Raw genomic sequence first — 21,276 nt, forward strand, 5'->3', positions numbered from 1 at the left:
GGAGAGCAGTGATGCCCCGGATCAGCTACGTGCCGATGGACGCGATGTCCGCGCAGATGCGCGTGGAGATGGAGCGCAGCGCCCGCGAGGGCACGCCGCGCCCGGAGTCGTCGGCCGTGCGCGCGCACTGTCCCGACGTCTTCATGACGTTCACCGACTACTGGGACGCGACCTTCCGCCAGGGCGTGCTCGACCACGCGGTCAAGGAGCTGGCGCGGCTCTACATCACCAAGACGACGAACTGCCAGTTCTGCGGCAACCAGCGCTCCTCGACCGCCGGACTGCCGGAGTACGAGGCCGACGACCTGTTGAACTTCGAGACCTCCGACTCCTACGACGAGCGCCAGAGGGCCGCGCTGGCCTACGCCCAGGCGATCGCATGGGGCGAGCAGGACCTCGACGCGCTGTGGTCGCGGCTGCACGCGCAGTTCACCGAGCCCGAGCTGGTCGAGCTGGGCTGCTTCGTCGCCCTGACCTTCGGCCAGCAGTCGTGGATCCGGCTGCTCGGGATCGGGCACCAGGAGTACGCCGTGGAGGGCATCGACTCCACCGCCGGTCTGGCCCCTGGGGTCGCTCGATGACCGGGCTGCGCTCGATCGAGAAGGTCGGCTTCGTCGGCCTGGGCGCTATGGGCAGCGGCATCGCTCAGCGTCTGATGGACGCCGGGTACGCGGTCGTCGGCTGGAACCGCACCAAGGCCAGGGCCGAGGACCTGCTCGCCGCCGGCATGGGCTGGGCGGACACTCCCCGCGGTGTTGCCGAGCAGTGCGACGTGGTCTTCACGATGCTCACCAACACCGCGGCGATCCAGGCGAACGCGCACGGCGCCGACGGCCTGATCGCGGGCCTGCGGCCCGGCACGGTCTGGGCCGACCTGAGCACGATCGCCCCCGACGCGAGCGTGGCGCTGTCCGAGGAGGTCGCCGCGACCGGGGCGTTCTACCTGGACACGCCCGTCTCCGGCAGCCCCGCCACCCTCGCCGCTGGGCAGATGTCGGTGATGGTCGGAGGGGAGCGGGCGGCGTACGACCACGTCGAGGAGCTGCTGCACGCCATCGGGCCGAAGGTCACCTACATCGGCGCCAACGGCCACGCCATCCTCACCAAGGTCGCGATCAACCTGACGCTGGTCGTCTCGGTGACGGCGTTCGCCGAGGCGGTGGCGCTGGTCGAGAAGGCCGGCGTCGACCGGGCCGCCGTGGTCGACGCGGCGCTCAAGAGCGTGGTGGCGTCGCCGGTGATCGGCTACCGCGCGCCGCTGCTGGTCGAGGACGACACCGTGTACGCCGACGTCGAGCTCCAGCAGAAGGACCTGGTCCTCGCCCAGGAGCTCGGGCGCCGGCTCGGTGCGATGGTGCCGACCTGCTCGGCCGCGAGCGAGATGCTCAGCGCCGCCCGGAGCAGCGACCTGGCCGACCGCGACTTCCTCATCAGCGTGTCCGACGTGTACCGACGAGCAGCAGGAGTGATCCGGTGACCAAGCCTCCCTTCCGCACCACGATCGGCGACGTACCGCTCGAGCAGAACCTGCGCGAGGACGAGGGCTGGGTCGACATGCGGGTGCAGTACCTCGTCAACTCCGAGCGCGGCGGGTCCGACGGGCTGACCGTCGGCCGGACCGTGCTGCCGCCGGGCGCCCGCCACGACCGGCACCTGCACACCGACGCCGACGAGTTCCTCGTGGTGATGTCGGGCCGCGGCGAGATCCACACGAACACCGGGCGCGAGCCGTCGCAGGCCGGCGACGTGATCTTCACCCCGCGCGGCAACTACCACGGCTTCGTCAACACCGGCGACGAGGACGTGCTGCTCATCTGGGGCTGGAGCGGCGCCGGCTCGCTGGCCGCGGCCGGCTACGGCCTGCCCGGCCCGGACGAGACCTTCGACGACCCGTCGTGACCCCTCTCGATCCCCGGATCCGGCGCGGCACGGAACGGATGCTGGCGGCTCGGGCCGCCGCCCCCGACCCGCTCGGCTGGAAGGCCGGCTTCGGCGCCCCCGCTTCTCTTACCGCGCTGGGGACCGACCGGCCGCTGGTCGGCTTCCTGACCCGTTCGCGCCTGCTGCCGTCGGGCGCGTCGGCGTCGGTCGCCTCCTGGGTGAAGCCGATGCTGGAGGCCGAGATCGCCGCGCATCTCGCTGCCGACATCGGTCCGGGTGCTTCTCCTTCGGAGGCGCTCGCCGCCGTCGGCGGCTGGTCGGTGGCCATCGAGCTCGCCGACGTCTCGTTCCCGCCGGACGACATCGAGGAGATCCTGGCCGGCAACATCTACCACCGGCACGTGCTCCTCGGCCCGGCCGTGTCGTCGCTCCCGTCGCCGCTCTCGTTCTCGGTGCTGCGCGACGGCGTGGAGGTCGCCGCCACCGCCGACCCCGAGGCCCTCACCGGCGAGCTCGGCTTCGTGCTCGCCTCGATGGCCGACACCCTCGCCGCCTGTGGGGCCGCTCTGTCTGCCGGCGACGTCGTGATCACCGGCTCGGTGGTGCCGCCGCTCCCGGTCGAGGACGGGTCGCTGTGGGTCTCGAACGCCGGCGCGCTCGGGATGGTCGAGGTCGCGACCGACTGAGCGGGCTGGTCGTCTCATCCGAGGTGGTCACCCCACGACCAGCGCCGAAACGGCAGTCGGCGAGCGGCAGGCACGGTCGTAACAGCGCAATTGCGCCGGGATGGCGGTCAGGGCAAGCCCAGACACCGCGACGACTACCAGCCTGCATGACCTCTCCCGCCAGACACCCCCGCACAGTCATGGGGAGCCCCGGCAGCCAGCTTGCCTGATGCCGGGCCGGCATGCCGCACTCGCGGTCCAACTGGATGGTCGGTGACGGGCCCAGATGCGAGGATGGCGACATGGCCGACTCGCTGCTGGATCGTGCGATCTACTCCTACGCCGACGTGGATCGGCTGGTCGGCCTGCACGCTGGCACCGCGATGCGGTGGCTTGAGGGCTACACCCGCCTCGGTCGGTTCTACGACCCGGTGCTTCGGCCGGCGCCGACGGGCTCCGACGTGGTCACGTGGGGCGAGATGGTCGCGGCCCGGATGCTGGCGGAGTTTCGCGCACGGAACGTGACGGTGCAGCGGATGCGTCCAGCCATCGTGAGGCTGCGCGAGGAGTTCGGTCGCCATCCGTTGGCCTGTGCCCGCCCGTTCCTGGACGTGGATGGGCGCGAGCTGGTGAGGGTCGTGCAGGAGGACGTCGGCCTCGATCGGCAGTTGCAGTTGGTCGTGGTTCGTGACGGGCAGCTCCTGCTCACCCCGGCAGCCGAGCGGTTCCGCTCCGCGGTCGAGTACGACGGTCCCGTGGCCGGGCTGCTACGCCCGGATCCGCGCACACCCGACGTGGCCATGGACCCACGGCGGGCGTTCGGGCAGCCGGCGGTCCGAAACGTCCGGACCGAGTCCTTGGCCGAGGACTACCGGGCGGGGACCAGCCGCGACGAGCTCGCCTACCTGTACGACCTGACTCTGGGGCAGGTCGATGAGGCGATCCGATTCGAGCTGATCGTCGGTGCAGATCGCGCCGCCTGATCGTGGTGGCACCCGCGCCGGTGTACTTCACCGACGAGAACACGCTGGGCCTGGGCAAGCTGCTGCGCCGCGCAGGACGCGACGACATCGTCTATCCAGGCCACGACGCTCTGCCTGAGGTTCGAGTCGGCACGCCGGATCTGGACTGGATGCCTGTCATCGCCCGCCTCGATCTCGTCGTCGTGACGCGCGACCGGAGGATCCGCACCCGCCCGGCCGAGCTGCGGGCGTATTGGGAGCTCGGGATCCGTTCGGTGTGGCTGGGAGCCAAGCAGGACATGGGTCCGCGCGACCAGCTCGAGCTGTTCCTGCGGCACGAGGAGCGGCTCGGGCGCGAGATCGTCAAGCGCGGCGCCGGCCCGTGGGCGCTGGCGATCAGCAGCTCGGGACTCAGGCCGCTGACGCTCCGCGAGCCGCAGGCACCCTGAACCTGGATCCAGGCTGAACTCGCGGCGACGCCGCCAGCCTCACCAGCTGACGGCGACGTACTTCGACTCCAGGTAGTCGAGCATGCCCTCGTGGCCGCCCTCGCGGCCGATGCCGGACTGCTTGGTGCCGCCGAAGGGGGCGGCGGGGTCGGAGACCAGGCCGCGGTTGAGGCCGACCATGCCGGAGTCGAGCCGCTCGCTGACGCGCAGGCCGCGCGCGAGGTCGCGGGTGTAGACGTAGGAGACCAGGCCGTACTCGGTGTCGTTGGCCATCGCGATCGCGTCCGCCTCGTCGGTGAAGGTGATGATCGGGGCGACCGGGCCGAAGATCTCCTCGCCGAGGATCTCCGCTCCCAGAGGTACGTCGAGCAGCACGGTCGGCTCGTAGTAGAACCCCTCGCGATCCGGGCGGCTGCCGCCGGTCACCACGCGCGCGCCGGCAGCGACCGCCCCGGAGACCAGCGAGTGGACGGAGACGGCCGCCTCCTCGTTGACCAGCGGGCCGACCTCGGTGTCGTCGGAGGTGCCGGGGCCGACGCGCAGCGCGGCCATCCGGTCGGCGAGCCGACGGGAGAACTCCGCGGCCACGGACTCGTGCACGTAGAACCGGTTGGCGGCGGTGCAGGCCTCGCCGGCGTTGCGCATCTTGGCGACCATCGCGCCGTCGACGGCGGCGTCGAGGTCGGCGTCGTCGAGGACGAGGAACGGGGCGTTGCCGCCGAGCTCCATCGAGCAGTTCACGACCTGGTCGGCGGCCTCCTTGAGCAGCACCCGGCCGACCTCGGTCGAGCCGGTGAACGACAGCTTGCGCACCCGCGGGTCGTGCAGCATCGCCGAGACGACCGCCCCCGAGCGGCGCGCGGGCAGCACATTGACGACGCCGGCCGGGACGCCGGCGTCCTCGAGGATCTTCGCCATCAGCAGCGCGGTGAGCGGGGTGTCCGAGGCGGGCTTGAGGATCACCGTGCAGCCGGCGGCCAGCGCCGGGCCGATCTTGCGGGTCGCCATCGCGGCCGGGAAGTTCCACGGCGTCACGAGCACGCAGATGCCGACCGGCTGCTGCAGCACCACGATCCTGTTCGCACCCGACGGCGCGGTCATGACCTGGCCGGACGCGCGCACCGCCTCCTCGGCGTACCACCGGAAGAACTCCGCGGCGTACGCCGTCTCGCCGCGTGCGTCGGGGAGGGCCTTGCCGTTCTCCAGCGAGATGAGGTGGGCGATCTCCTCGCGCCGCTCGGTCATCAGCTCGAACGCCCGGCGCAGGATCTCGGCGCGCTCGCGCGGCGCGGTTGCGGCCCAGCCGGCCGCCGCGGCCTCGGCGGCGTCGACGCAGGCGAGCGCGTCGTCGACGGTGCCGTTGGCGACGGTCGTGAGCACCGCGCCGGTGGCCGGGTCGAGCACGTCGAAGCGGCCGCCGTCGGAGGCGGGCACCGCCTTGCCGCCGATGCAGAGGTCGAGCGGCAGGTCGGAGATCTGGTCGAGCGAGAAGTCAGCCATCTGCTGTTGCCTTTCATTCGACGGTGGTCTCGAGACGGTTGCTAGCGCAACCTCCTCAACCACCGTCTGTCAGTACGGGTTGGCGACGACGAGCTCCTGCGCGGGGAAGAGCGTGAGGATCTGGGGGCCGTCCTCGGTGAGGACGATCTCCTCCTCGATCCGCGCGGCGGAGAAGCCGTCGGTGGCGGGGCAGTAGGTCTCCAGCGCGAAGACCATGCCGACCTGGAGTTCGACGGGCTCCTTCATCGAATTGAGCCGGGAGATGATCGGGCGCTCGTGCAGGCCGAGGCCGAGGCCGTGGGCGAACTGGAGGCCGAAGGCCTCCATCTCGCTGCCGAACCCGAACTCCTCGGCCGCCGGCAGCAACGCGGCGACCTCGTCGGTGCCGACACCGGCCTTGATGCCGTCGATGCCGCGGTCCATCCACTCGCGCGCCTTCGTGTAGGCGTCGCGCTGGGCCGGGGTCGAGCTGCCGACCGCGAAGGTGCGGTAGTAGCAGGTCCGGTAGCCGTTGAAGGAGTGGATGATGTCGAAGAACGCCTGGTCGCCCGGGCGGATCAGCCGGTCGGTGAAGTTGTGCGGGTGCGGGTTGCACCGCTCGCCGGAGATCGCGTTGACGGCCTCGACCTGGTCCGAGCCCATCTCGTAGAGGCGCTGGTTGGCGAGCGCGACGATCTGGTTCTCCCGGACGCCGGGCTTGAGCGCCTCCACGATGTCCTGGTAGACGCCGTCGACCATCGCGGCCGCCTGGTTGAGCAGGACGATCTCGTCCTGGCTCTTGATGCACCGGGCGTCGAGCATCAACTGCTGGGCGTCGACGACGCGCAGCCCCTGGTGCTCCATCTCGAGGAGGAACGGCGGCTCGACGATGTCCATGCCGACCGGCAGGTCCGCGACCCCCGCCTCGACGAGCAGCGACTTGATCTCCGCGACGGCATCGGCCATGAGTCCGACGGACGGCGCGACGGCGCCGCGGAAGCCGAGGAAGCCGGCCCGGTAGTTCTCCTCCGGGACCCACTGGCTGTACTTCTTGTGGTGCTTCACCGCGGACCCGAAGTCCCACAGGACAGGGTCCTTGCCGCGGGCCAGCAGCGCGTAGCGGATCATCTTGTCGCCGAGCGCGCCCCCGATCCACGTCTGCGTGGTGTAGCGGATGTTGTAGAAGTCGAACAGCAGGAACGCGCCGCACTCGCTGCTCTCCAGGGCGGCCTGCGCCCGGCCGAGCCGGTAGCGGCGCAGCCGGTCGAAGTCGACCCGCTCCTCGTAGTCGACCCCCATGTGCCCCGGTGCGGGGATGGGCGCGCTCATCGGCCCGTCACCCACTCAGCCCGTCGTCGACCGGCACGTTCTCGGGCTTGAGCGTGACGCCGGAGTTGTGGGCCTGGAGCTCGAGCAGGATCGCGAAGTCCTCCTCGACCCGGCCGCTGCTCACGCTGGCCTGCACGGCGGCGGCGGCCGCCGCGGCCACCGGCATGGGCACGTCGAGGTCGTGCGCCGCCGCGAAGCCGAGGTCGAAGTCCTTGCGCAGCAGGATCGGGGTGAAGGTCGGGGTGAAATCGAGGTTCACGAAGGCCGGCGACTTGTACCGGGTGAACACCGAGCCCATGACCGAGTTGTTGAGGAACTCCAGGAACGCCGCCCGCGGGATGCCGCCCTTCTCGGCCAGCACCGTGATCTCGGCGAGGTTCTGGGTGACGACGCCGAGCATGACGTTGTGGCAGATCTTGGCCAGCCGGGCGAGCTCGCCCTCGCCGACGTACGTCGCGCCCTTGCCGAGGTGGTCGAGGAGCGGCTCGACCTTCAGCCAGGCCTCCTCGGGACCCGAGACGACCAGGGTCAGGCCGCCGGACCGCACGACCTTGCCGTTGCCGCTCACCGGGGAGGAGAGGAACGCGACGCCGAGCTCGTCGCAGGCGGCCCGCATCGCGGCGGAGGCCTCGGTGGAGACCGTCGAGCAGTCGACGACCATGCCCGGGACGTGCGCGGGGTCGGCGAGCAGGCCGCCCGCGCCGACGAGCACCTGCTCGAGGTCGGCCGGGGTCGAGACCATCGTGAAGACGACGTCGTGGCCGCGCAGGTCGGCGATCGTGTCGGCGACCCGGCAGCCGACCTCGGTCAGGGCCTCGGCCTTGGACCGGGTGCGGTTCCAGACGGTGACGTCCTCGCCCGCCCTCGCCAGGCGGCTCGCCATCGCGGCGCCCATCCGGCCGGCGCCGATCCAGCCGACCGTGAGGGTGCCGGGCCGGTGGGCGGAAGTGTCGGTCATGAGCCTGCCTTCTGAGTGGTGGTGGCGGCCAGCCGGTCGGCCAGCCAGTCGGCGGTGCGCGGCCGGTGCCAGGGGGCGACGTTCGCGCACCCGTGGTTGCCGTCCTCGAGCATCAGCAGCTCGACCGGTCCGGCGACGGCGTCGCGGAGCCGGACGGCGTTCTCCCACGGGATCAGCCGGTCGAGCCGGCCGAAGACGATGAGCAGCGGGGCGACCAGGTCGCCGGCCACGTCGGCCATCGAGAGGGTCAGCGCGATCCGGCGCGCCTCCTCGTCGGTCGCCGCCCCGCTGCGCACCCGGAAGGTGTCGCGGGTCAGCTGGGGGAGGCCGGGCCAGCACTCGCCGAAGTTGAAGGGGCCGGCCAGCGCGACGCACGCGGAGACGCGGTCGCCCAGCGCGGCGGCGATCCGCGGCGCGTAGTAGCCGCCGAGGCTGACGCCCCAGACGCCGAGCCGCGATCGGTCCACCTCCGGGAGGTCGCCGAGGGTCGCCCAGAGCGTCTCCGCCACCGGGCCCCAGTCCCCCCGGATGGGCAGGTCGTACTCCGCCTCGCCCTGCCCGGGACCGTCCACGGTGAACGTCGCCATCCCGCGGACGAGGAAGGTCGCCTCGGTCGACCGGAGCTCCTCCTTGGTCGAGTCCAGGCCCGGCACGAGCACCACGACCGGGTGCGGCCCGGCGCCGGCCGGCACCCGGAGTACGGCGACCAGCCGGCCGTCCTCGAACGGCATCTCGACGCGGCGACCGGGCGGGTCCAGGTGGGGCAGCGCGGCGTCGAGGCAGGCGACCGCGCGGGCGTGCGCGGCCCGCATCTGCTCGAGGTCCTCGACGAAGACGAACTTGGCGAAGTGGTGGTAGACGGCGGCCTGCGCCAGGTGCTCGCCGGCCGAGCGGAGCCGCCCCTCGGCGAGGGCGGCGCGGCCGAGCTCCTCGTGGTCCGACCCGGCGGCGACCCAGGCGGCGCACCAGTCGGCCCAGCGCTCGACCCCGGCGGTGACCCGCTCGAAGTCGGCCACGGTCACGCCGTTCACCGTGAACCGCGGGCCCCAGTGGGACACCGCGGAGGCGACCCGTTCGTCCATCTCGCTCCTCCGGTCTCGGCAGTGCCGCACCGGCCACTGCAAACGAGTGCAGCATCCAGCCTCCGGCTCACGGTGTCAAGCCGCCGACCGCTTGGAGGCGTTGGTGCTGCAATCGACTGCACAATCCGCTACGGTTCGCTCGTGACGCAGATCGTGGTCGGCTCCTTCACGCCGTCGGTGCTCCTCGAGGTGGCCCGGGAGACCGGCCGCCTGGCCGAGCGCGACCTGGAGGTCGAGGAGGTGCCGGTCACCTCCTCGCCGGCCCAGTTCCGATCGCTGCTCGACGGCGAGCTCGACGCCGCGCTGACCAGCCCGGACAACGTGCTCGCCTACCGGTTCAACCCGCGCAATCCGCTCGGCGAGCTCGCCGACGTGCGGATCGTGGCGGCGATCGACCGCGGCATGGGGCTCGGCCTGTACGGGCGGCCGGGCATGACCGCGGCCGACCTGGTGGGCGCCGCGGTGGGCGTCGACGTCGCCACGTCCGGGTTCGCGCTCGCGCTGTACGCCCTCACCGAGTCGCTGGGCGTGCCCCGCGACCGGTACGAGCTGGTCGCCCTCGGCTCGACCCCCCGGCGCCTGGAGTCGCTGCTCGCCGGCGACTGCGCCGCGACCATGCTCAACGCCGGCAACGAGCTGGTCGCCGAGCGGCACGGCTGCGTCCGGCTGGCCTCCGCGGCGGAGTCGCTCTCGCCGTACCTCGGGACCGTGGTCGCCGTGGCCGGGTCGGCCCACCTCGGCGCTGCCGAGCGGCTCTCGGCGGCGCTGCTGGAGACCGCGCGCGAGATCGTCGCGGGGCGGCTCGACGATCAGGCCGCCGCCTGCGCCGCGAGCCGGCTCGACCTCGACGCGGATCTCGCCCGGCGCTACGTCGCCCGGCTGCGCGACCCGCGCGACGGGCTCGTCCCCGACGGGGTCGTCGACCGCGGCGCGCTCGAGACGCTGGTGCGGCTGCGCACCACCTACCTGCCCAGCCCGGCGCCGGACGGCGGCGACGCCCTGGACGCCGCACTCGAACGGGGTTCGGGCCTGGTGCACGAGTGAGCGGCCAGCTGCGACGACTGCAGGTCACCACCTTCGTCAGCACGCTCGACCGGTTCGCGATGCCCCCGATGCTGGTGGCGATCGCGGCCGACCTCGGTGTGCCGCTGAGCAGCATCGTGAGCGTGGCCGGCGCCTACTTCCTCGCCTACGGGCTCGGTCAGCCGGTGTGGGGCATGGTCTCCGACCGTCTCGGCCGGGTGCGCACCATGCGCCTGACCCTGCTGGTCGCGGGTCTGCTGACGCTGCTGTCGGCGGCCGCCTGGTCGCCGCTCACGCTGGCGATCAGCCGGGCGCTCGCCGGCGGCTTCTTCGGCGCGGCGTACCCCTCGACCCTGATCTACGTCGGCGACACCGTCGCGATCGCCGAGCGGCAGCGCGACATCGCGCGGCTGATGGTCGGCGTCGCGACCGGGACCGCGCTGGCCTCCCTCGGCGCGGGCGTGCTGGCCGACGTGAGCTCGTGGCGGGTGGCGTTCCTGATCACGGGGGCGGCCTCGGTCGTGCTCGCGTGGACGCTGCGCCGGCTGCCCGAGCCCGACGCGACCGGCCGCCCGAGCTCGGTGCCCGCGGCGGTCGGGGCGGTGGCCCGGTCGCCGGCGACGCTGCTGGTGCTGCTGTTCGCGTTCGCGGAGGGCGCGGTGCTGCTCGGCGGGCTCACCCTGCTGCCGCCCGCGGTCGAGAGCACCGGCGCCACCGCGGCCGTGGCCGGCGCGGTCACCGCGGTGTACGGCGTCGCGGTCTTCCTCGGCTCCCGCCTGGTCGGCCGGCTGGCGGCCACCTGGCACCCCTCCCGGCTGATCGCCCTCGGCGCGAGCGCGGCCGTGCTCGGGTGCACGCTGCTGGCCCTCTCGCAGGCACCGCCGATGGCGATCGCCGTCGCGATCCTGCTCGGTCTGGCCTGGACCACGATGCACTCCTCGCTCCAGACCTGGGCGACCGAGGTGCTGCCGGCCGCGCGCGCGACCGTGGTGTCGTTCTTCGCCGGGTCGCTGTTCGTGGGGAGCGCCCTCGCCGCGGTCGTGGTGGCGGGCCTCGCCGACGCCGGCCGGTACTCGGCCATCTACGCGGCGTACGCCGCGCTGGCGGTGCCGCTCGGGCTCACGGCCAGATGGGGGCGTCGGCGGTGGCGCCGGCCGCCGGAGGGGGCACCCTAGGATGCCCCCTGTGCAGACCCCGACGCTCCGGGACGTGGCCGACGCAGCGGGCGTGCATCCGGCCACGGCGTCGCGCGCGCTCAACCCCGCGACGCGGGGGCTGGTCAACGCGGACACGGCGCGCCGGGTCATCAAGGTCGCGGAGTCGCTGGGCTACCGGCCCAACCCGATCGCGCGGGGGCTGAAGACCGCGAAGTCCGCCACCGTCGGGCTGGTGATCCCCGACCTGACCAACCCGCTGTTCCCGCCGATCGTGCGCGGCATCGAGGACGTGCTGGAGCCGGCCGGCTACAGCGGCCTGATCGTCAACACCGACAACGACCCGAGCCGCGAGCGGCAGCAGGTCGAGTCGCTGCGCTCGCGGCAGGTCGAGGGGCTCATCGTCGCCACGGCGCGGCTCGACCACCCGCTGCTGACCCAGCTGCGCCGCGAGGGGGTGCCGATGGTGATGGTCAACCGGCGCCCCGACGGCATCGACGTCCCCTCGATCACCCCGGACGACGCGACCGGCATCGAGCTCGCCGTCCGCCACCTCGCCGACCTCGGCCACCGCCGGATCGCCCACCTGGCCGGCCCGGCCAACACCTCGACCGGCCTGGTCCGCGCCCGGGCGTTCCGCGGCGCCGTCCGCGACCTCGGGCTGGCCGACGACCCCTCGCTGGTCGTCACCTGCGACTACTGGAGCGAGGAGGCCGGGGCGGCGGCGCTCCGCACCCTGCTCGACAGCGGCGCCGAGCTCACCGCCGTCGTCGCGGGCAACGACCTGATCGCGCTCGGCTGCTACGACGTCTTCGCCGAGCGCGGCATCGACTGCCCCCGCGACGTCAGCGTGGTGGGCTTCAACGGCATGCCGTTCCTCGACAAGCTGCGCCCGCCGCTGACCACCGTCGCGATCCCGCATCAGCAGATCGGCGCCGAGGCGGCGCGGCTGCTGCTCGACGCGATCGCCGACCCCACCCGGGCGGCCCGGTCGGTGCTGCTGCCGCTGGGCCTGGTCGTGCGGGGGTCGACGGCGGCGCCGGCCTGACCCGTTGCAATCGTTTGTAGTCCGCCGCTACGGTGCTCCCATGACCGACCCGCACGCGCCCCTGCTCACCGAGGAGCTCGCCGGCTCCGACAGCCCCGCCCACTACCTGCTCGCCGAGACGCTCGACGGGCTCTACACGCCGTACGCCCTCCGGCTGCCCGCGGGCCCGGGCCCGCACCCGTTCGTGTTCGTCGCCTACGGCAACGGCGGCGGCGGCCTGGACTGGCTGCGCGACCGCGTGCACCGCTTCCGCCACGTCACCGACGTGCTGCTCGCCGCGGGGTACGCCTGCGCGTGGACGCGCTACCGGACCGAGGTCGAGCTCGGCTACGACACCGGCGGCGCGCTGCGGATCGAGGGCCGGCAGGGCATGGAGCTGATGAACCGCGCCCCGCTGGAGTACGAGGACGAGGTCGCGATCCTGCGGCACGTCGCCAAGCACCCGGCGGTCGACGGCTCGCGGCTGTTCCATCTCGGGGTCAGCCACGCGGGCGAGATGCTGTTCAAGCTCTGCTCGCAGTACGGCGGGCTGCTGCGTGCCGGCGTCGCGGCCGAGCCCGCCTCGCACGAGCTGCTCACGCTGCGGCTCGACGACGTGCCGACGGTGGAGACCGTCGGCGGCATGCGCGACATCGAGAGCATGGAGATCCGCAGCACCGAGCTGGCCCGCGCCCGGATCACCTCACCGGAGGAGGTCTCGGCGCGCCTGGACGGCGTGGACATCCCGGTGCTGGTGCTCGGCCGGGACCAGGACGAGCTCCAGGGCATCTTCCGGCTCACCTACGAGCTGCTCGCCGAGAAGCGCCCCGACGCCGAGTGGCGGACCTGGAGCCACGACGTGCACGGCTACATCTACCCGGAGGTCGACGAGCACGGCGTGCCTGTTGTCGACGACGTGCAGCGGGAGGCGCTCGACGTGATCGTGGGGTTCCTCGACCGGCACCGGTGAGACCACCGTCAGCGGTCAGGCGGCCTTGGCGGCGGCCTTCCGGCGCGCGAGCTGCTCGAGGCGGGCGGCCGCGGCGCGGCGTACCTTCGGGCCCTTGGTCGACATCGCCCAGAGCAGCTTGGCCTGCGCGGGCAGGTTCTTGGCGTCGGTGGTGGCGAGCCAGCCGTTCGGCAGCGACAGCCGGACGACCCGGTGCCAGGCCGAGTAGACCTGCTGCGGCAGCGGCGCGGTGTGGTAGTTCAGCTCGTACTTGTCGAACAGCGCCCGCACCCGCGGGGCGATCTCGGCGTACCGGTTGGACGGCAGGTCGGGGAAGAGGTGGTGCTCGATCTGGTGCGAGAGGTTGCCGGTCATCAGGTGCATCGCCTTCGAGCCGGAGATGTTGGCGGAGCCGAGCATCTGGCGCAGGTACCACTCGCCGCGGGTCTCGTGGTCCGGGATCGCCCTCTTCTCGAAGGTCTCGACGCCCTCGGGGAAGTGGCCGCACATGATCACCGAGTGCGACCAGACGTTGCGCACCAGGTTGGCGGTGAAGTTCGCGGCGAGCGTCGGCAGGAACGCGCCGAACGGGATCGCGAGCGCCGGGTTGACGACGTAGTCCTTGGTCGCCTGCCCGCGGATCTTCTTGAGCGTCTTCCTCAGGTTGGCCCGGAACTCCGCGGACCGCTTCTCCTTCGGGATCCGCAGGTTGCGCCCGAGCTCGAGGTCGTAGGCCGCGATGCCGTACTCGAAGAAGCAGGCGTTGACGAAGTTCCACAGCGGCTGCGCGAGGTACAGCGGGTGCCAGCGCTGGTCCTCGTCGACGCGCATGATGCCGTAGCCGAGGTCGTTGTCCTTGCCGACGATGTTCGTGTAGGTGTGGTGGATCTCGTTGTGCGCGTGCTTCCAGCCCTCTGCGGTCGACGCGTTGTCCCACTCCCAGGTGGTCGAGTGGATCTTGGGGTCGCGCATCCAGTCCCACTGGCCGTGCATGACGTTGTGGCCGATCTCCATGTTCTCGAGGATCTTGGCGACCGACAGCCCGACCGTGCCGAGCACCCACAGCGGCGGCAGCGCCGACCCGAGCAGCACCGCGCGCGAGCCGAGCTCGAGCCGCCGCTGCACCGCGACGACCCTGCGGATGTACGCCGCGTCGCGCTCGCCGCGGTCGTCGAGCACGTCCTGGCGGATCGCGTCGAGCTCGACGCCGATCTGCTCGACGTCCTCCGGGGTGAGGTGCGCGGTCGGGTTGACGGGCTTCTTGGTGATGGCGGTCATCGGGAGCGTGCTCCTTCGTCGATGTGGCAGGCACCAGCGGCGGCGCTGATGCAGGTCTGGATCGGTACGCCGGCCGGGTCGGTCTCGCCGGGCACGGCGACCGTGATCGCGCCGTTGCGCAGGTCGCGGACGGCACCCCGCTTCATGGGGATGACGCAGCCCATGCAGATGCCCATCCGGCAGCCGCTGGGCATGAGGACGCCGGCGGACTCGGCGGCGTCGAGGATCGGGGTGGCGCCGTCGGCCTCGACCTCCCGGCCGTCGGCGAAGGTGACCGTGCCGCCGCCCTGCCCGTCTCCGGCCGGCTCGACCAGCACGGGGCGGAACCGCTCGGTGGTGAGCGCCAGGCCGCGCGCGGCGTGGTGGGCCTCGAGCGCGTCGAGCAGGCCGGCCGGGCCGCAGCCGTAGGCGAGCCGCTCGTCGAGGTCCGGCACCAGCGCCGGCAGGTCGGACACGTCGAGGAGGCCGTGCACGTCGTCGTACCGCTCGATCAGGGCGATCCGGCCGGCGGCGCCGTGGGCGCGGAGCTCGTCGCGGAAGATCGCGCTGTCGGCGCACTGGTTGACGTGCAGCAAGACGATGTCGAGGTCCGGCTGCCGGCGACGCGAGAAGAGGTTGCGGAGCATGCCGATCACCGGGGTGATGCCGGAGCCGGCGGTGACCAGGAGCAGCTTGTCCGGCAGCGGCTGCGGCAGCACGAACTCGCCCTCGGCCTGCTCGAGCTGGACCATCGCGCCGACCCGGGCCGCGTGCACGAGGTGGTTGCTGACGACGCCGCCGGGGATCGCCTTGACCGTGACGGCGATGCAGCGGTCCTGGCGGGGGCCGTGGGTGAGGGAGTAGGTGCGCCAGAGGCGGACGCCGTCGACGTCGACGCCGACGCGGACGTACTGCCCCGGCACGTGGCCGGCCCAGTCGCGGCCCGGCTTGATGAGGATCGTCGCGGACTCGGCCGTCTCGGGGGTCACGGACACGATCCGGCCCTGGAGGCCGTCGCGGCCGCGGCGCAGCGGGCTGAAGACGTCGAGGACGTCGCCGAGCTCGAGCGGGGTGACCGCGGCCGCGGCGACCCGGCGCAGGCTCTGCCGCAGGCCGAGGCCCGAGGAGCCGGGAGTCGGGACGGCGAAGCTCATGCCCTCCAGTGTGCTGGCCTCAGCGCGTAACATCATGACCGGCAGACGTGAAGATCTGCGCCACATTTGTTCGCAGGAGACGAAATGACCCTTGATCTCCCGCCCGCGGCGCTGGAGGAGATGCGCAGCCAGCTGGCCACGCTCGCCGACGACGTGGTCGCCGCGATCGTCGAGGAGGTGCCGAGCTACCGCGACGCCTTCTCCGGTCCGATGGGCGAGACCATCAGCAGCGCGGTGGAGCTCGCGCTCGGCGGCTTCCTCACCCTGGCCAGCCGCGGGCAGGCGGTCGACCTCAACTCGCCCTCCGCGGTCAACGGCTCCTACCAGCTCGGCCGCGGCGAGGCGCGCAGCGGGCGTACGACGGACGCCCTGCTGTCGGCGTACCGGATCGGCGCCCGGGTGGCCTGGCGCGAGCTCTCCACCACCGCGGTGCGGCACGAGCTGGGCTCGGAGGTGCTGGCCGACTTCGCCGAGCTGGTCTTCGCCTACATCGACGAGCAGTCGGCGGCCGCGGTCGCGGGCCACACCGACGAGCTCGCGACCACCGGCCGGGTCCGGCAGCGGATGCTCGAGCGGGTCGCGCACCACCTGCTCACCGACTCCCCGGTCGACCAGGTGGTCGCGGCCGCCGAGCGCGCCGGCTGGGAGCCGCCGAAGTCGCTGACCGCGGTGCTCGTGCCGGAGTCGCGCGTGCGGCCCGTGCTGACCGCGGTCTCGAGCGCGACGATCCGGGCCGGCGACCAGCCCGAGCTCGACGACCGCGTCCTGCTGCTCGTGCCCGACGCGCACGCGCACCGACGCCCGGCGCTGCTGCGCTCCCTCGTCGGTCACGACGCGCTGGCGGGACCCGGGCGGCCGTGGCTCGAGGCGCGCTCGTCGTACGACCGGGCGCTGCGGGCCTACGCCGCCGGCCTCCGGTCCGACACCGAGGCCCACCTCGTGGAGCTGGTGCTCGACGCCGACGCGGCGGCGCGCGCGGACCTCCGCACGCAGGTGCTCGCGCCGCTCGCCGACCTGCGTCCCGGCACGGCCGACAAGCTCGCCGACACCCTGCGCGCCTGGCTCCTGCACCAGGGCCGGCGCGACGAGGTCGCGGCCGCGCTGTTCGTGCACCCGCAGACCGTGCGCTACCGGCTGGGCCAGCTGCGCGAGCTCTACGGCGACCGGCTGGACGACCCCGAGACCGTGCTCGCCCTCACCGTGGCGCTGGGCTGACTTCCCTGGGCTGATCCGCGGGCCCGGTACCCGTCAGTCGTCCGCGAAGGCGACCACCGTCAGCACGCGGGCGCCGGCCGGACCACCCGTGTAGACGTGGTCGTACTCGGCGGAGAAGCGCAGCCCGTCGCCTCGGCCGAGCTCGATCGCCCAGTCCCGAGAGGTCACGGTGACCGCGCCGTCGAGCACGTAGGCGTACTCCACCGAGCCCCGCCCGTGAGAGCTCTTCGAGCTCGCGTGGCCGGTGGGCAGGGCGGCCTCGGAGATCTCGAGCCGACGCCGCTCGAAGGAGGTGAACAGCGTGCGCAATGCCACGTCGTCGAGGTCGTCGAGGTCGGCCCAGTCGCCGGTGACCCGCTGCGGCGCGAGCAGCGGACTGCGCACGAGCTCGTGGAGCGTGACGCCCAGTGCGTCGGCGACCCGCGTGAGGACGCCGATGGTCGGGTTGGCGACGGCGCGCTCGATCTGGGAGAGCAGGGCCTTGCTGGACCCGGTGGCCTCGGCCAGGTCGCGCAGGCTCATGCCGCGCGACAGCCGCAGCCGGCGGACGTTGCCGGCCAGCGCCTCCCGGGCGGCGTCCTCGCCGGGCTCGTCCTCGCCGGGTCCGTCCGCGTCCGGCGCCACGGCCCGCTGACGTGTGCTCATCGTGCACCTCCTGTGGGACACGATGCTGACACAGCTCCCGACCGGCCGGCGGCGACCGGCGGCACCGGGTCGCGCGGCGAGGCCCGGTCCGTCATGTGGCCGCGAGCGCCGCGACGACAGCGGCCGCCGACGGGTTCACGAGAGCGACCCCGTCGGGGAGCTCGACCGTCGGGATCAGCCACGACCCGCCGTTGAGCTCGGCGAGCCGGTCGAGGTGCTCGGGGTGCTCGTCGACGTCGACGACGTCGTAGGCCACGGCGGCCCGGTCGAGCTGGGACTTCAGGCGGGTGCAGTGCCCACACCAGGTGGCCGAGTAGACCACCGGCAGCGGCTGGCTCACGGGACCTCCGGGAACTCGTTGACGACCGATGGGGTCATGTATATCGTTCGTTCCCATTCGGGAACAATTGCTAAACGCTCCTTTCCCTCGAAGGCAGGCCCCATGACCCCGCTCACCCGCGTCTCGTCCTCCGCCCGGCCCGGCTTCAGCCGCCGCCGACTGCTCCAGGTCCTCGGCGTCGCCGGGGGGCTCGGCGTCATCGGCCCCGCCCTCACCGCCTGCTCGGCCGGCGACGAGGACGGCGGGAGCCCCGGCGCCCGGCTGGACAGCCTGACGGTCGCACTGCCGTCCTCGATCGGCTCGCTCGACGTGACGCGCGAGGCCGGGATCGCGAACTACGTCGTCGCCCTGCTGTGCCTCGAGTCCCTCTCGGCCATCGCCGCGGACGGCAGCCTGGCGCCGGCGCTCGCGACCAAGTGGTCCCAGCCCGACCCGCTCACCTACGTCTACACCCTCCGCTCCGGTGTGACCTTCTCCGACGGCACGCCGCTGACGGCCGACGACGTCCTGGCCTCCATCGAGGTCAACACGAGGAAGGGCTCGACGTCCGCGCTCGCCTACGCCTACGCGCCGGTGAAGTCGGTGCGCGCGAGCGCCGAGGACGAGATCACCTTCAAGCTCTCGGCCCCCACGTCGACGTTCGCCTGGGTCCCGAGCCCGGGCACCCTCCAGGTGAGCAGCCGCGCGTTCCTCGAGGCGAACGCCGACAAGGTCGGGACGCCCCAGGCGCTGCTGCTCGGCACCGGCCCGTACGTCGTGACCGAGTTCCAGCCGGACTCCTACGTGCTCCTCGAGCGCAACCAGTCGTGGTGGGGCGGGGAGGTCGAGGTCGCGTCGGTGCGCCTGGACTTCATCACCGACGAGAACACCCGTCAGCTGGCGATGCGGGACGGCTCGGTCGACGTCGCCTTGTCGGTGCCGCCGAACCAGACCGCGGACTGGGCGGCGATCAGCGGGGTCAGTCTCGAGAACGCGACCGACAACTCGCTGGTCACCCTCGCCTTCAACACCTCGGTCGCGCCGTGGTCCGACCTCAAGGTGCGCACGGCCGTCGCCCACTGCATCGACCGGCAGTCGGTCGTCGACAGCGTGCTGCGCGGCAACGCGGAGGTGGCGCTGACGATCCCCACCCGGGCGCAGTGGGGCGGACTGCTCGACCGGAGCCAGGTGGACGAGCTCTACGCGAGCATTCCGCAGGTCGACTTCGACCTCGACGCCGCGGCGACGCTGCTGGCCGAGTCGTCGGTGCCGGACGGGTTCTCCGCGACCGTGACCTATCCCAACAGCGGCCCGCTGATCGGTCGTGCGCTGCTGACCCTCGCCGAGAACCTGAAGACGCTCGGCATCGACCTCACGGTCGAGGAGGTCACCCTCGAGCAGTGGATCGCCGCCCTCGGCGACCACGCCGGCATCGCGGTGGGCTGGTACTTCCCCAGCACGGGCGATCCCGCGGAGTACGTCCAGCTCCTGCTCAACGGCTCCTACGCCGCCAAGGGCGGGACCAACCTCGCCGAGTACCGCAACGACGAGGTCACCGCGCTGCTCGACCAGGAGGTCGCGGAGACCGACCCGGCGGCCCGGGGCGACCTGCTCGGCCGGGCGCTGGTCGCCGCGGCCGCCGACGTGCCCTACCAGCCGCTGTGGTGGGGCCAGGCCGCCACCGCCTTCGGCGCCGGCGTCCGCGCCGAGGACTTCGGGCCGTACTTCTTCCTCGGCCCCTGGGTGACGCGCGTCCAGCCGGCATGAGTCGCCGGCTGCCCCTCCACGACGAGCTCGTCGACCTCGTCTACCCGGGTGTCCCGGCACTGCACCCGGACGGGCGCCGGCTGGCCTACGTCGCGCCCGGCGACGGCGGCCACCCGGTGGTGCGCACGATCGAGGCCGACGCCCCGGCGACGACCGCCACCTGGGACCTCGGCGCCCCGGTCGTGCTGGTCCGGTGGGCGCGCACCGGCGACCGGCTGTGGGCGGTGGTCGCGGCGGCACACGGCGAGGCGACCGGCCTGCTGCTCCTCGACGGCGCCGGTCGCGTCCTCGCCCGCACGGACCTCGCCGGATCGATCGAGGACGTCGTACCCCTGGACGGGTCGGCCGCGCTGCTCCGCGTGGCCGACGTCGGCGCGGACCGCGACGGCATGAACCTCGGGCTCCGGGTCCGTGCTCCGGAGCCCGGGGACCCACGGGTACGGCGCAGCCAGCTGCCGCCGCTGCGCCGGCTCGTGCGGGTCGATCTGGGCGACGCCGGACTCGAGCCGACGCCGCTGGACCTCGGCGACTGGTCGGTGTGGGACGTCGACGCGGCCGGCGACCAGGCGGTGGTCGTGGCCTCCGCGGATCCGGCTCCCGCCGGCTACTACCGGCCGACGCTCCTGGCCCTCACGGCGCTGGGATCGGACCGGCCGCGGATACGCGAGCTCCCCCCGTTCCCGGGCCAGCTCGCGCGGCCCCGGATCTCCCCGGACGGCCGCCGAGTCGCGGTGCTCGAGGGACAGTCGATCGTCGCGGGGATCGTCCACCTCGTCGACCTCGGCACCGGCGTCCGGCGCACGGTCGCGAGGCTCGACGACGTGACCGACCTCGGCTGGGTCGACGCCGCGACGCTGTGGTTCGCCGGCTGGGCGGATCTCGGCGTACAGCTCGGCCGGGTGGCGCTCGCGGACGACCGGGACCCCCACGATCCCCGGGCCACGCCGGACCGCGTGACCCGCTGGACCTGCCTGGCGACCGCCCACGGCGAGAGCGGCCAGCCCGAGCTGGCCGTCGCCCCCGACGGCGAACGGGCCTACGCCGTCTGGGAGCAGCCCGGCGAGCCGCCCGAGGTGGTGCGCCTCTCGCTGGCCGGACCCGGCACCACGGCGCTGACCACCCACAACGCCACGCTGCGCGCGGTCCCGACCGGCGTCGTCACCGAGCCGGTCGAGTGGCCGGCGCCGGACGGCGCCACCGTGCACGGGCTGCTGCTGCGGCCCGCCGACGCGGCCGGTCCACTGCCACTGGTGCTGCTGCTGCACGGCGGCCCCACCTGGCTGTGGTCGGCGGCGTACGCACCGGCCGAGTCCAACCATCTCGCGCTCCCCCTGGCCGCCGCCGGCGCGGCGGTCCTCCTGCCCAACCCCCGGGGCAGCAGCGGCCGCGGCCAGCCGTACGCGGCGCGGGTCGCCGGGGACCTGGGCGGTCGCGACCTCGCGGACGTCCTGGCCGGCGTGGACCACCTGGTCGAGCGAGGCGTCGCCGATCCCGACCGGTCGGCGGTCATGGGGCTCAGCTACGGCGGCTTCCTCACCGCGCGGGCCGCCGTGAGCGAGAGGCGGTTCCGGGCGGCGGTAGTGATGTCGGGCGTCGGCGACTGGCTCGGGTTCGCCACGACGAGCGCGATCGGCGGCGGGTACGACGCCGTCTACCTGCCGGCCGGCGACCTGGCGTCGCCGACGGGCCACGAGGTGCTGGTCGCCGCATCCCCGCTCTACCAGGTCCACGCGGGCGCGACCCCTACCCTGATCCTGCACGGCGAGCTCGACCGGATCACTCCGCTGGCCCAGGCCGAGCAGCTGTTCGGCCGGCTCGCCCGCGCCGGCGTCGAGTCCGAGCTCGTCGTCTATCCGCGCGAGGGCCATGAGCTGGTCGAGCCGGATCACCGGCGCGACGCCGCGGCCCGGGTGGCCCGGTGGCTGCGGTCGCACGGGGTGCTGAACGGGACGGAGGACTGA

General features: G+C 73.1%; 21 protein-coding genes. 13 read left to right on the forward strand and 8 right to left on the reverse strand.

The genetic code is table 11. The features are described from left to right. The first annotated feature begins 11 nt into the window (after nucleotides 1-11). The 6 genes from ACYVKX_RS05415 (at nucleotide 12) to ACYVKX_RS05440 (ending at nucleotide 3,957) form a co-directional block, all read left to right on the forward strand. Complete coding sequence (locus ACYVKX_RS05415) at nucleotides 12-581, forward strand: carboxymuconolactone decarboxylase family protein (protein ID WP_460829648.1); 570 nt, start codon at nucleotides 12-14, stop codon at nucleotides 579-581. After that, nucleotides 578-1,477, forward strand: a complete 900-nt coding sequence (locus ACYVKX_RS05420) for an NAD(P)-dependent oxidoreductase (protein WP_460829650.1) — start codon at nucleotides 578-580, stop codon at nucleotides 1,475-1,477. Before ACYVKX_RS05415 ends, ACYVKX_RS05420 begins: the two co-directional genes overlap by 4 nt. Beyond that, entirely contained in the window at nucleotides 1,474-1,899 is a 426-nt protein-coding gene (locus ACYVKX_RS05425; protein ID WP_460829651.1) for a cupin domain-containing protein, read from the forward strand. The genes ACYVKX_RS05420 and ACYVKX_RS05425 overlap by 4 nt, the downstream gene beginning before the upstream one ends. After that, on the forward strand, nucleotides 1,896-2,567 hold the full coding sequence (locus tag ACYVKX_RS05430; RefSeq protein WP_460829652.1) for a fumarylacetoacetate hydrolase family protein: 672 nt from the start codon (nucleotides 1,896-1,898) through the stop codon (nucleotides 2,565-2,567). The genes ACYVKX_RS05425 and ACYVKX_RS05430 overlap by 4 nt, the downstream gene beginning before the upstream one ends. 281 nt (nucleotides 2,568-2,848) lie before the next feature. Then, complete coding sequence (locus ACYVKX_RS05435; RefSeq protein WP_460829653.1) at nucleotides 2,849-3,529, forward strand: DUF433 domain-containing protein; 681 nt, start codon at nucleotides 2,849-2,851, stop codon at nucleotides 3,527-3,529. 5 nt (nucleotides 3,530-3,534) lie between these two features. Next, complete coding sequence (locus tag ACYVKX_RS05440; RefSeq protein WP_460829654.1) at nucleotides 3,535-3,957, forward strand: PIN-like domain-containing protein; 423 nt, start codon at nucleotides 3,535-3,537, stop codon at nucleotides 3,955-3,957. 39 nt (nucleotides 3,958-3,996) lie between these two features. Here the strand turns inward: ACYVKX_RS05440 and ACYVKX_RS05445 are convergent, their stop codons facing one another. The 4 genes from ACYVKX_RS05445 to ACYVKX_RS05460 all read right to left on the reverse strand — a co-directional run bounded on the left by ACYVKX_RS05445 (nucleotide 3,997) and on the right by ACYVKX_RS05460 (nucleotide 8,805). Next, nucleotides 3,997-5,457, reverse strand: coding sequence for an NAD-dependent succinate-semialdehyde dehydrogenase (locus ACYVKX_RS05445; protein ID WP_460829655.1), 1,461 nt, complete (start codon nucleotides 5,455-5,457; stop codon nucleotides 3,997-3,999). A gap of 69 nt (nucleotides 5,458-5,526) precedes the next feature. Then, the gene (locus ACYVKX_RS05450; protein WP_460829656.1) at nucleotides 5,527-6,765 is read right to left on the reverse strand and encodes a M24 family metallopeptidase; all 1,239 of its coding nucleotides are present in this window, start codon (nucleotides 6,763-6,765) and stop codon (nucleotides 5,527-5,529) included. A 7-nt stretch (nucleotides 6,766-6,772) separates the two neighbouring features. Next, complete coding sequence (locus ACYVKX_RS05455; protein WP_460829658.1) at nucleotides 6,773-7,723, reverse strand: NAD(P)-dependent oxidoreductase; 951 nt, start codon at nucleotides 7,721-7,723, stop codon at nucleotides 6,773-6,775. Continuing rightward, the gene (locus tag ACYVKX_RS05460) at nucleotides 7,720-8,805 is read right to left on the reverse strand and encodes an alpha/beta hydrolase family protein (protein ID WP_460829659.1); all 1,086 of its coding nucleotides are present in this window, start codon (nucleotides 8,803-8,805) and stop codon (nucleotides 7,720-7,722) included. Before ACYVKX_RS05460 ends, ACYVKX_RS05455 begins: the two co-directional genes overlap by 4 nt. Before the next feature lie 141 nt (nucleotides 8,806-8,946). Here ACYVKX_RS05460 and ACYVKX_RS05465 point away from each other — a divergent pair, with 141 nt between their 5' ends. From ACYVKX_RS05465 to ACYVKX_RS05480, 4 genes are read left to right on the forward strand one after another with little or no spacing between them, the layout of a single operon-like run. Beyond that, nucleotides 8,947-9,849 (forward strand): ABC transporter substrate-binding protein, encoded by a 903-nt coding sequence (locus tag ACYVKX_RS05465; RefSeq protein ID WP_460829660.1) that lies wholly within the window; start codon nucleotides 8,947-8,949, stop codon nucleotides 9,847-9,849. After that, nucleotides 9,846-11,003: an MFS transporter gene (locus tag ACYVKX_RS05470; RefSeq protein ID WP_460829662.1), complete on the forward strand. Its 1,158-nt coding sequence runs from the start codon at nucleotides 9,846-9,848 to the stop codon at nucleotides 11,001-11,003. Before ACYVKX_RS05465 ends, ACYVKX_RS05470 begins: the two co-directional genes overlap by 4 nt. A 10-nt stretch (nucleotides 11,004-11,013) precedes the next feature. Next, on the forward strand, nucleotides 11,014-12,030 hold the full coding sequence (locus ACYVKX_RS05475) for a LacI family DNA-binding transcriptional regulator (protein ID WP_460829664.1): 1,017 nt from the start codon (nucleotides 11,014-11,016) through the stop codon (nucleotides 12,028-12,030). Between the two features lie 40 nt (nucleotides 12,031-12,070). Then, on the forward strand, nucleotides 12,071-12,979 hold the full coding sequence (locus ACYVKX_RS05480; RefSeq protein WP_460829665.1) for an alpha/beta hydrolase family protein: 909 nt from the start codon (nucleotides 12,071-12,073) through the stop codon (nucleotides 12,977-12,979). A gap of 15 nt (nucleotides 12,980-12,994) precedes the next feature. On the opposite strand, the gene ACYVKX_RS05485 is transcribed toward ACYVKX_RS05480, so the two are convergent. Further along, nucleotides 12,995-14,236 carry a fatty acid desaturase family protein gene (locus ACYVKX_RS05485; RefSeq protein ID WP_460829667.1) on the reverse strand — a complete coding sequence of 414 codons (1,242 nt, stop codon included), beginning with the start codon at nucleotides 14,234-14,236 and terminating at the stop codon, nucleotides 12,995-12,997. Further along, nucleotides 14,233-15,369 (reverse strand): flavin reductase family protein, encoded by a 1,137-nt coding sequence (locus ACYVKX_RS05490; protein ID WP_460829668.1) that lies wholly within the window; start codon nucleotides 15,367-15,369, stop codon nucleotides 14,233-14,235. Before ACYVKX_RS05490 ends, ACYVKX_RS05485 begins: the two co-directional genes overlap by 4 nt. Before the next feature lie 84 nt (nucleotides 15,370-15,453). Here ACYVKX_RS05490 and ACYVKX_RS05495 point away from each other — a divergent pair, with 84 nt between their 5' ends. Further along, nucleotides 15,454-16,584, forward strand: coding sequence for a PucR family transcriptional regulator (locus ACYVKX_RS05495; RefSeq protein WP_460829669.1), 1,131 nt, complete (start codon nucleotides 15,454-15,456; stop codon nucleotides 16,582-16,584). 33 nt (nucleotides 16,585-16,617) lie between these two features. Here the strand turns inward: ACYVKX_RS05495 and ACYVKX_RS05500 are convergent, their stop codons facing one another. Both ACYVKX_RS05500 and ACYVKX_RS05505 read right to left on the reverse strand, forming a co-directional pair. Further along, nucleotides 16,618-17,229: a helix-turn-helix domain-containing protein gene (locus tag ACYVKX_RS05500; protein WP_460829671.1), complete on the reverse strand. Its 612-nt coding sequence runs from the start codon at nucleotides 17,227-17,229 to the stop codon at nucleotides 16,618-16,620. 91 nt (nucleotides 17,230-17,320) lie between these two features. Next, complete coding sequence (locus tag ACYVKX_RS05505; RefSeq protein ID WP_460829672.1) at nucleotides 17,321-17,569, reverse strand: glutaredoxin domain-containing protein; 249 nt, start codon at nucleotides 17,567-17,569, stop codon at nucleotides 17,321-17,323. 102 nt (nucleotides 17,570-17,671) lie between these two features. Between ACYVKX_RS05505 and ACYVKX_RS05510 the strand changes: the two genes are divergently transcribed. Together ACYVKX_RS05510 and ACYVKX_RS05515 are read left to right on the forward strand one after the other, a co-directional pair. After that, nucleotides 17,672-19,315: an ABC transporter substrate-binding protein gene (locus ACYVKX_RS05510; protein ID WP_460829673.1), complete on the forward strand. Its 1,644-nt coding sequence runs from the start codon at nucleotides 17,672-17,674 to the stop codon at nucleotides 19,313-19,315. Beyond that, on the forward strand, nucleotides 19,312-21,276 hold the full coding sequence (locus tag ACYVKX_RS05515) for an alpha/beta hydrolase family protein (RefSeq protein ID WP_460829675.1): 1,965 nt from the start codon (nucleotides 19,312-19,314) through the stop codon (nucleotides 21,274-21,276). Before ACYVKX_RS05510 ends, ACYVKX_RS05515 begins: the two co-directional genes overlap by 4 nt.

This window comes from Nocardioides hungaricus (assembly GCF_054782915.1).

Excerpts from the sequence above, each read along its gene's own strand:
- ACYVKX_RS05415 (WP_460829648.1), top strand. The coding sequence starts at position 12 with ATGCCCCGGATCAGCTACGTGCCGATGGACGCGATGTCCGCGCAGATG.
- ACYVKX_RS05420 (WP_460829650.1), top strand. The coding sequence starts at position 578 with ATGACCGGGCTGCGCTCGATCGAGAAGGTCGGCTTCGTCGGCCTGGGC.
- ACYVKX_RS05435 (WP_460829653.1), top strand. The coding sequence starts at position 2,849 with ATGGCCGACTCGCTGCTGGATCGTGCGATCTACTCCTACGCCGACGTG.
- ACYVKX_RS05445 (WP_460829655.1), bottom strand. The coding sequence starts at position 5,457 with ATGGCTGACTTCTCGCTCGACCAGATCTCCGACCTGCCGCTCGACCTC.
- ACYVKX_RS05450 (WP_460829656.1), bottom strand. The coding sequence starts at position 6,765 with ATGAGCGCGCCCATCCCCGCACCGGGGCACATGGGGGTCGACTACGAG.
- ACYVKX_RS05455 (WP_460829658.1), bottom strand. The coding sequence starts at position 7,723 with ATGACCGACACTTCCGCCCACCGGCCCGGCACCCTCACGGTCGGCTGG.
- ACYVKX_RS05460 (WP_460829659.1), bottom strand. The coding sequence starts at position 8,805 with ATGGACGAACGGGTCGCCTCCGCGGTGTCCCACTGGGGCCCGCGGTTC.
- ACYVKX_RS05480 (WP_460829665.1), top strand. The coding sequence starts at position 12,071 with ATGACCGACCCGCACGCGCCCCTGCTCACCGAGGAGCTCGCCGGCTCC.
- ACYVKX_RS05485 (WP_460829667.1), bottom strand. The coding sequence starts at position 14,236 with ATGACCGCCATCACCAAGAAGCCCGTCAACCCGACCGCGCACCTCACC.
- ACYVKX_RS05490 (WP_460829668.1), bottom strand. The coding sequence starts at position 15,369 with ATGAGCTTCGCCGTCCCGACTCCCGGCTCCTCGGGCCTCGGCCTGCGG.
- ACYVKX_RS05495 (WP_460829669.1), top strand. The coding sequence starts at position 15,454 with ATGACCCTTGATCTCCCGCCCGCGGCGCTGGAGGAGATGCGCAGCCAG.
- ACYVKX_RS05500 (WP_460829671.1), bottom strand. The coding sequence starts at position 17,229 with ATGAGCACACGTCAGCGGGCCGTGGCGCCGGACGCGGACGGACCCGGC.
- ACYVKX_RS05510 (WP_460829673.1), top strand. The coding sequence starts at position 17,672 with ATGACCCCGCTCACCCGCGTCTCGTCCTCCGCCCGGCCCGGCTTCAGC.
- ACYVKX_RS05515 (WP_460829675.1), top strand. The coding sequence starts at position 19,312 with ATGAGTCGCCGGCTGCCCCTCCACGACGAGCTCGTCGACCTCGTCTAC.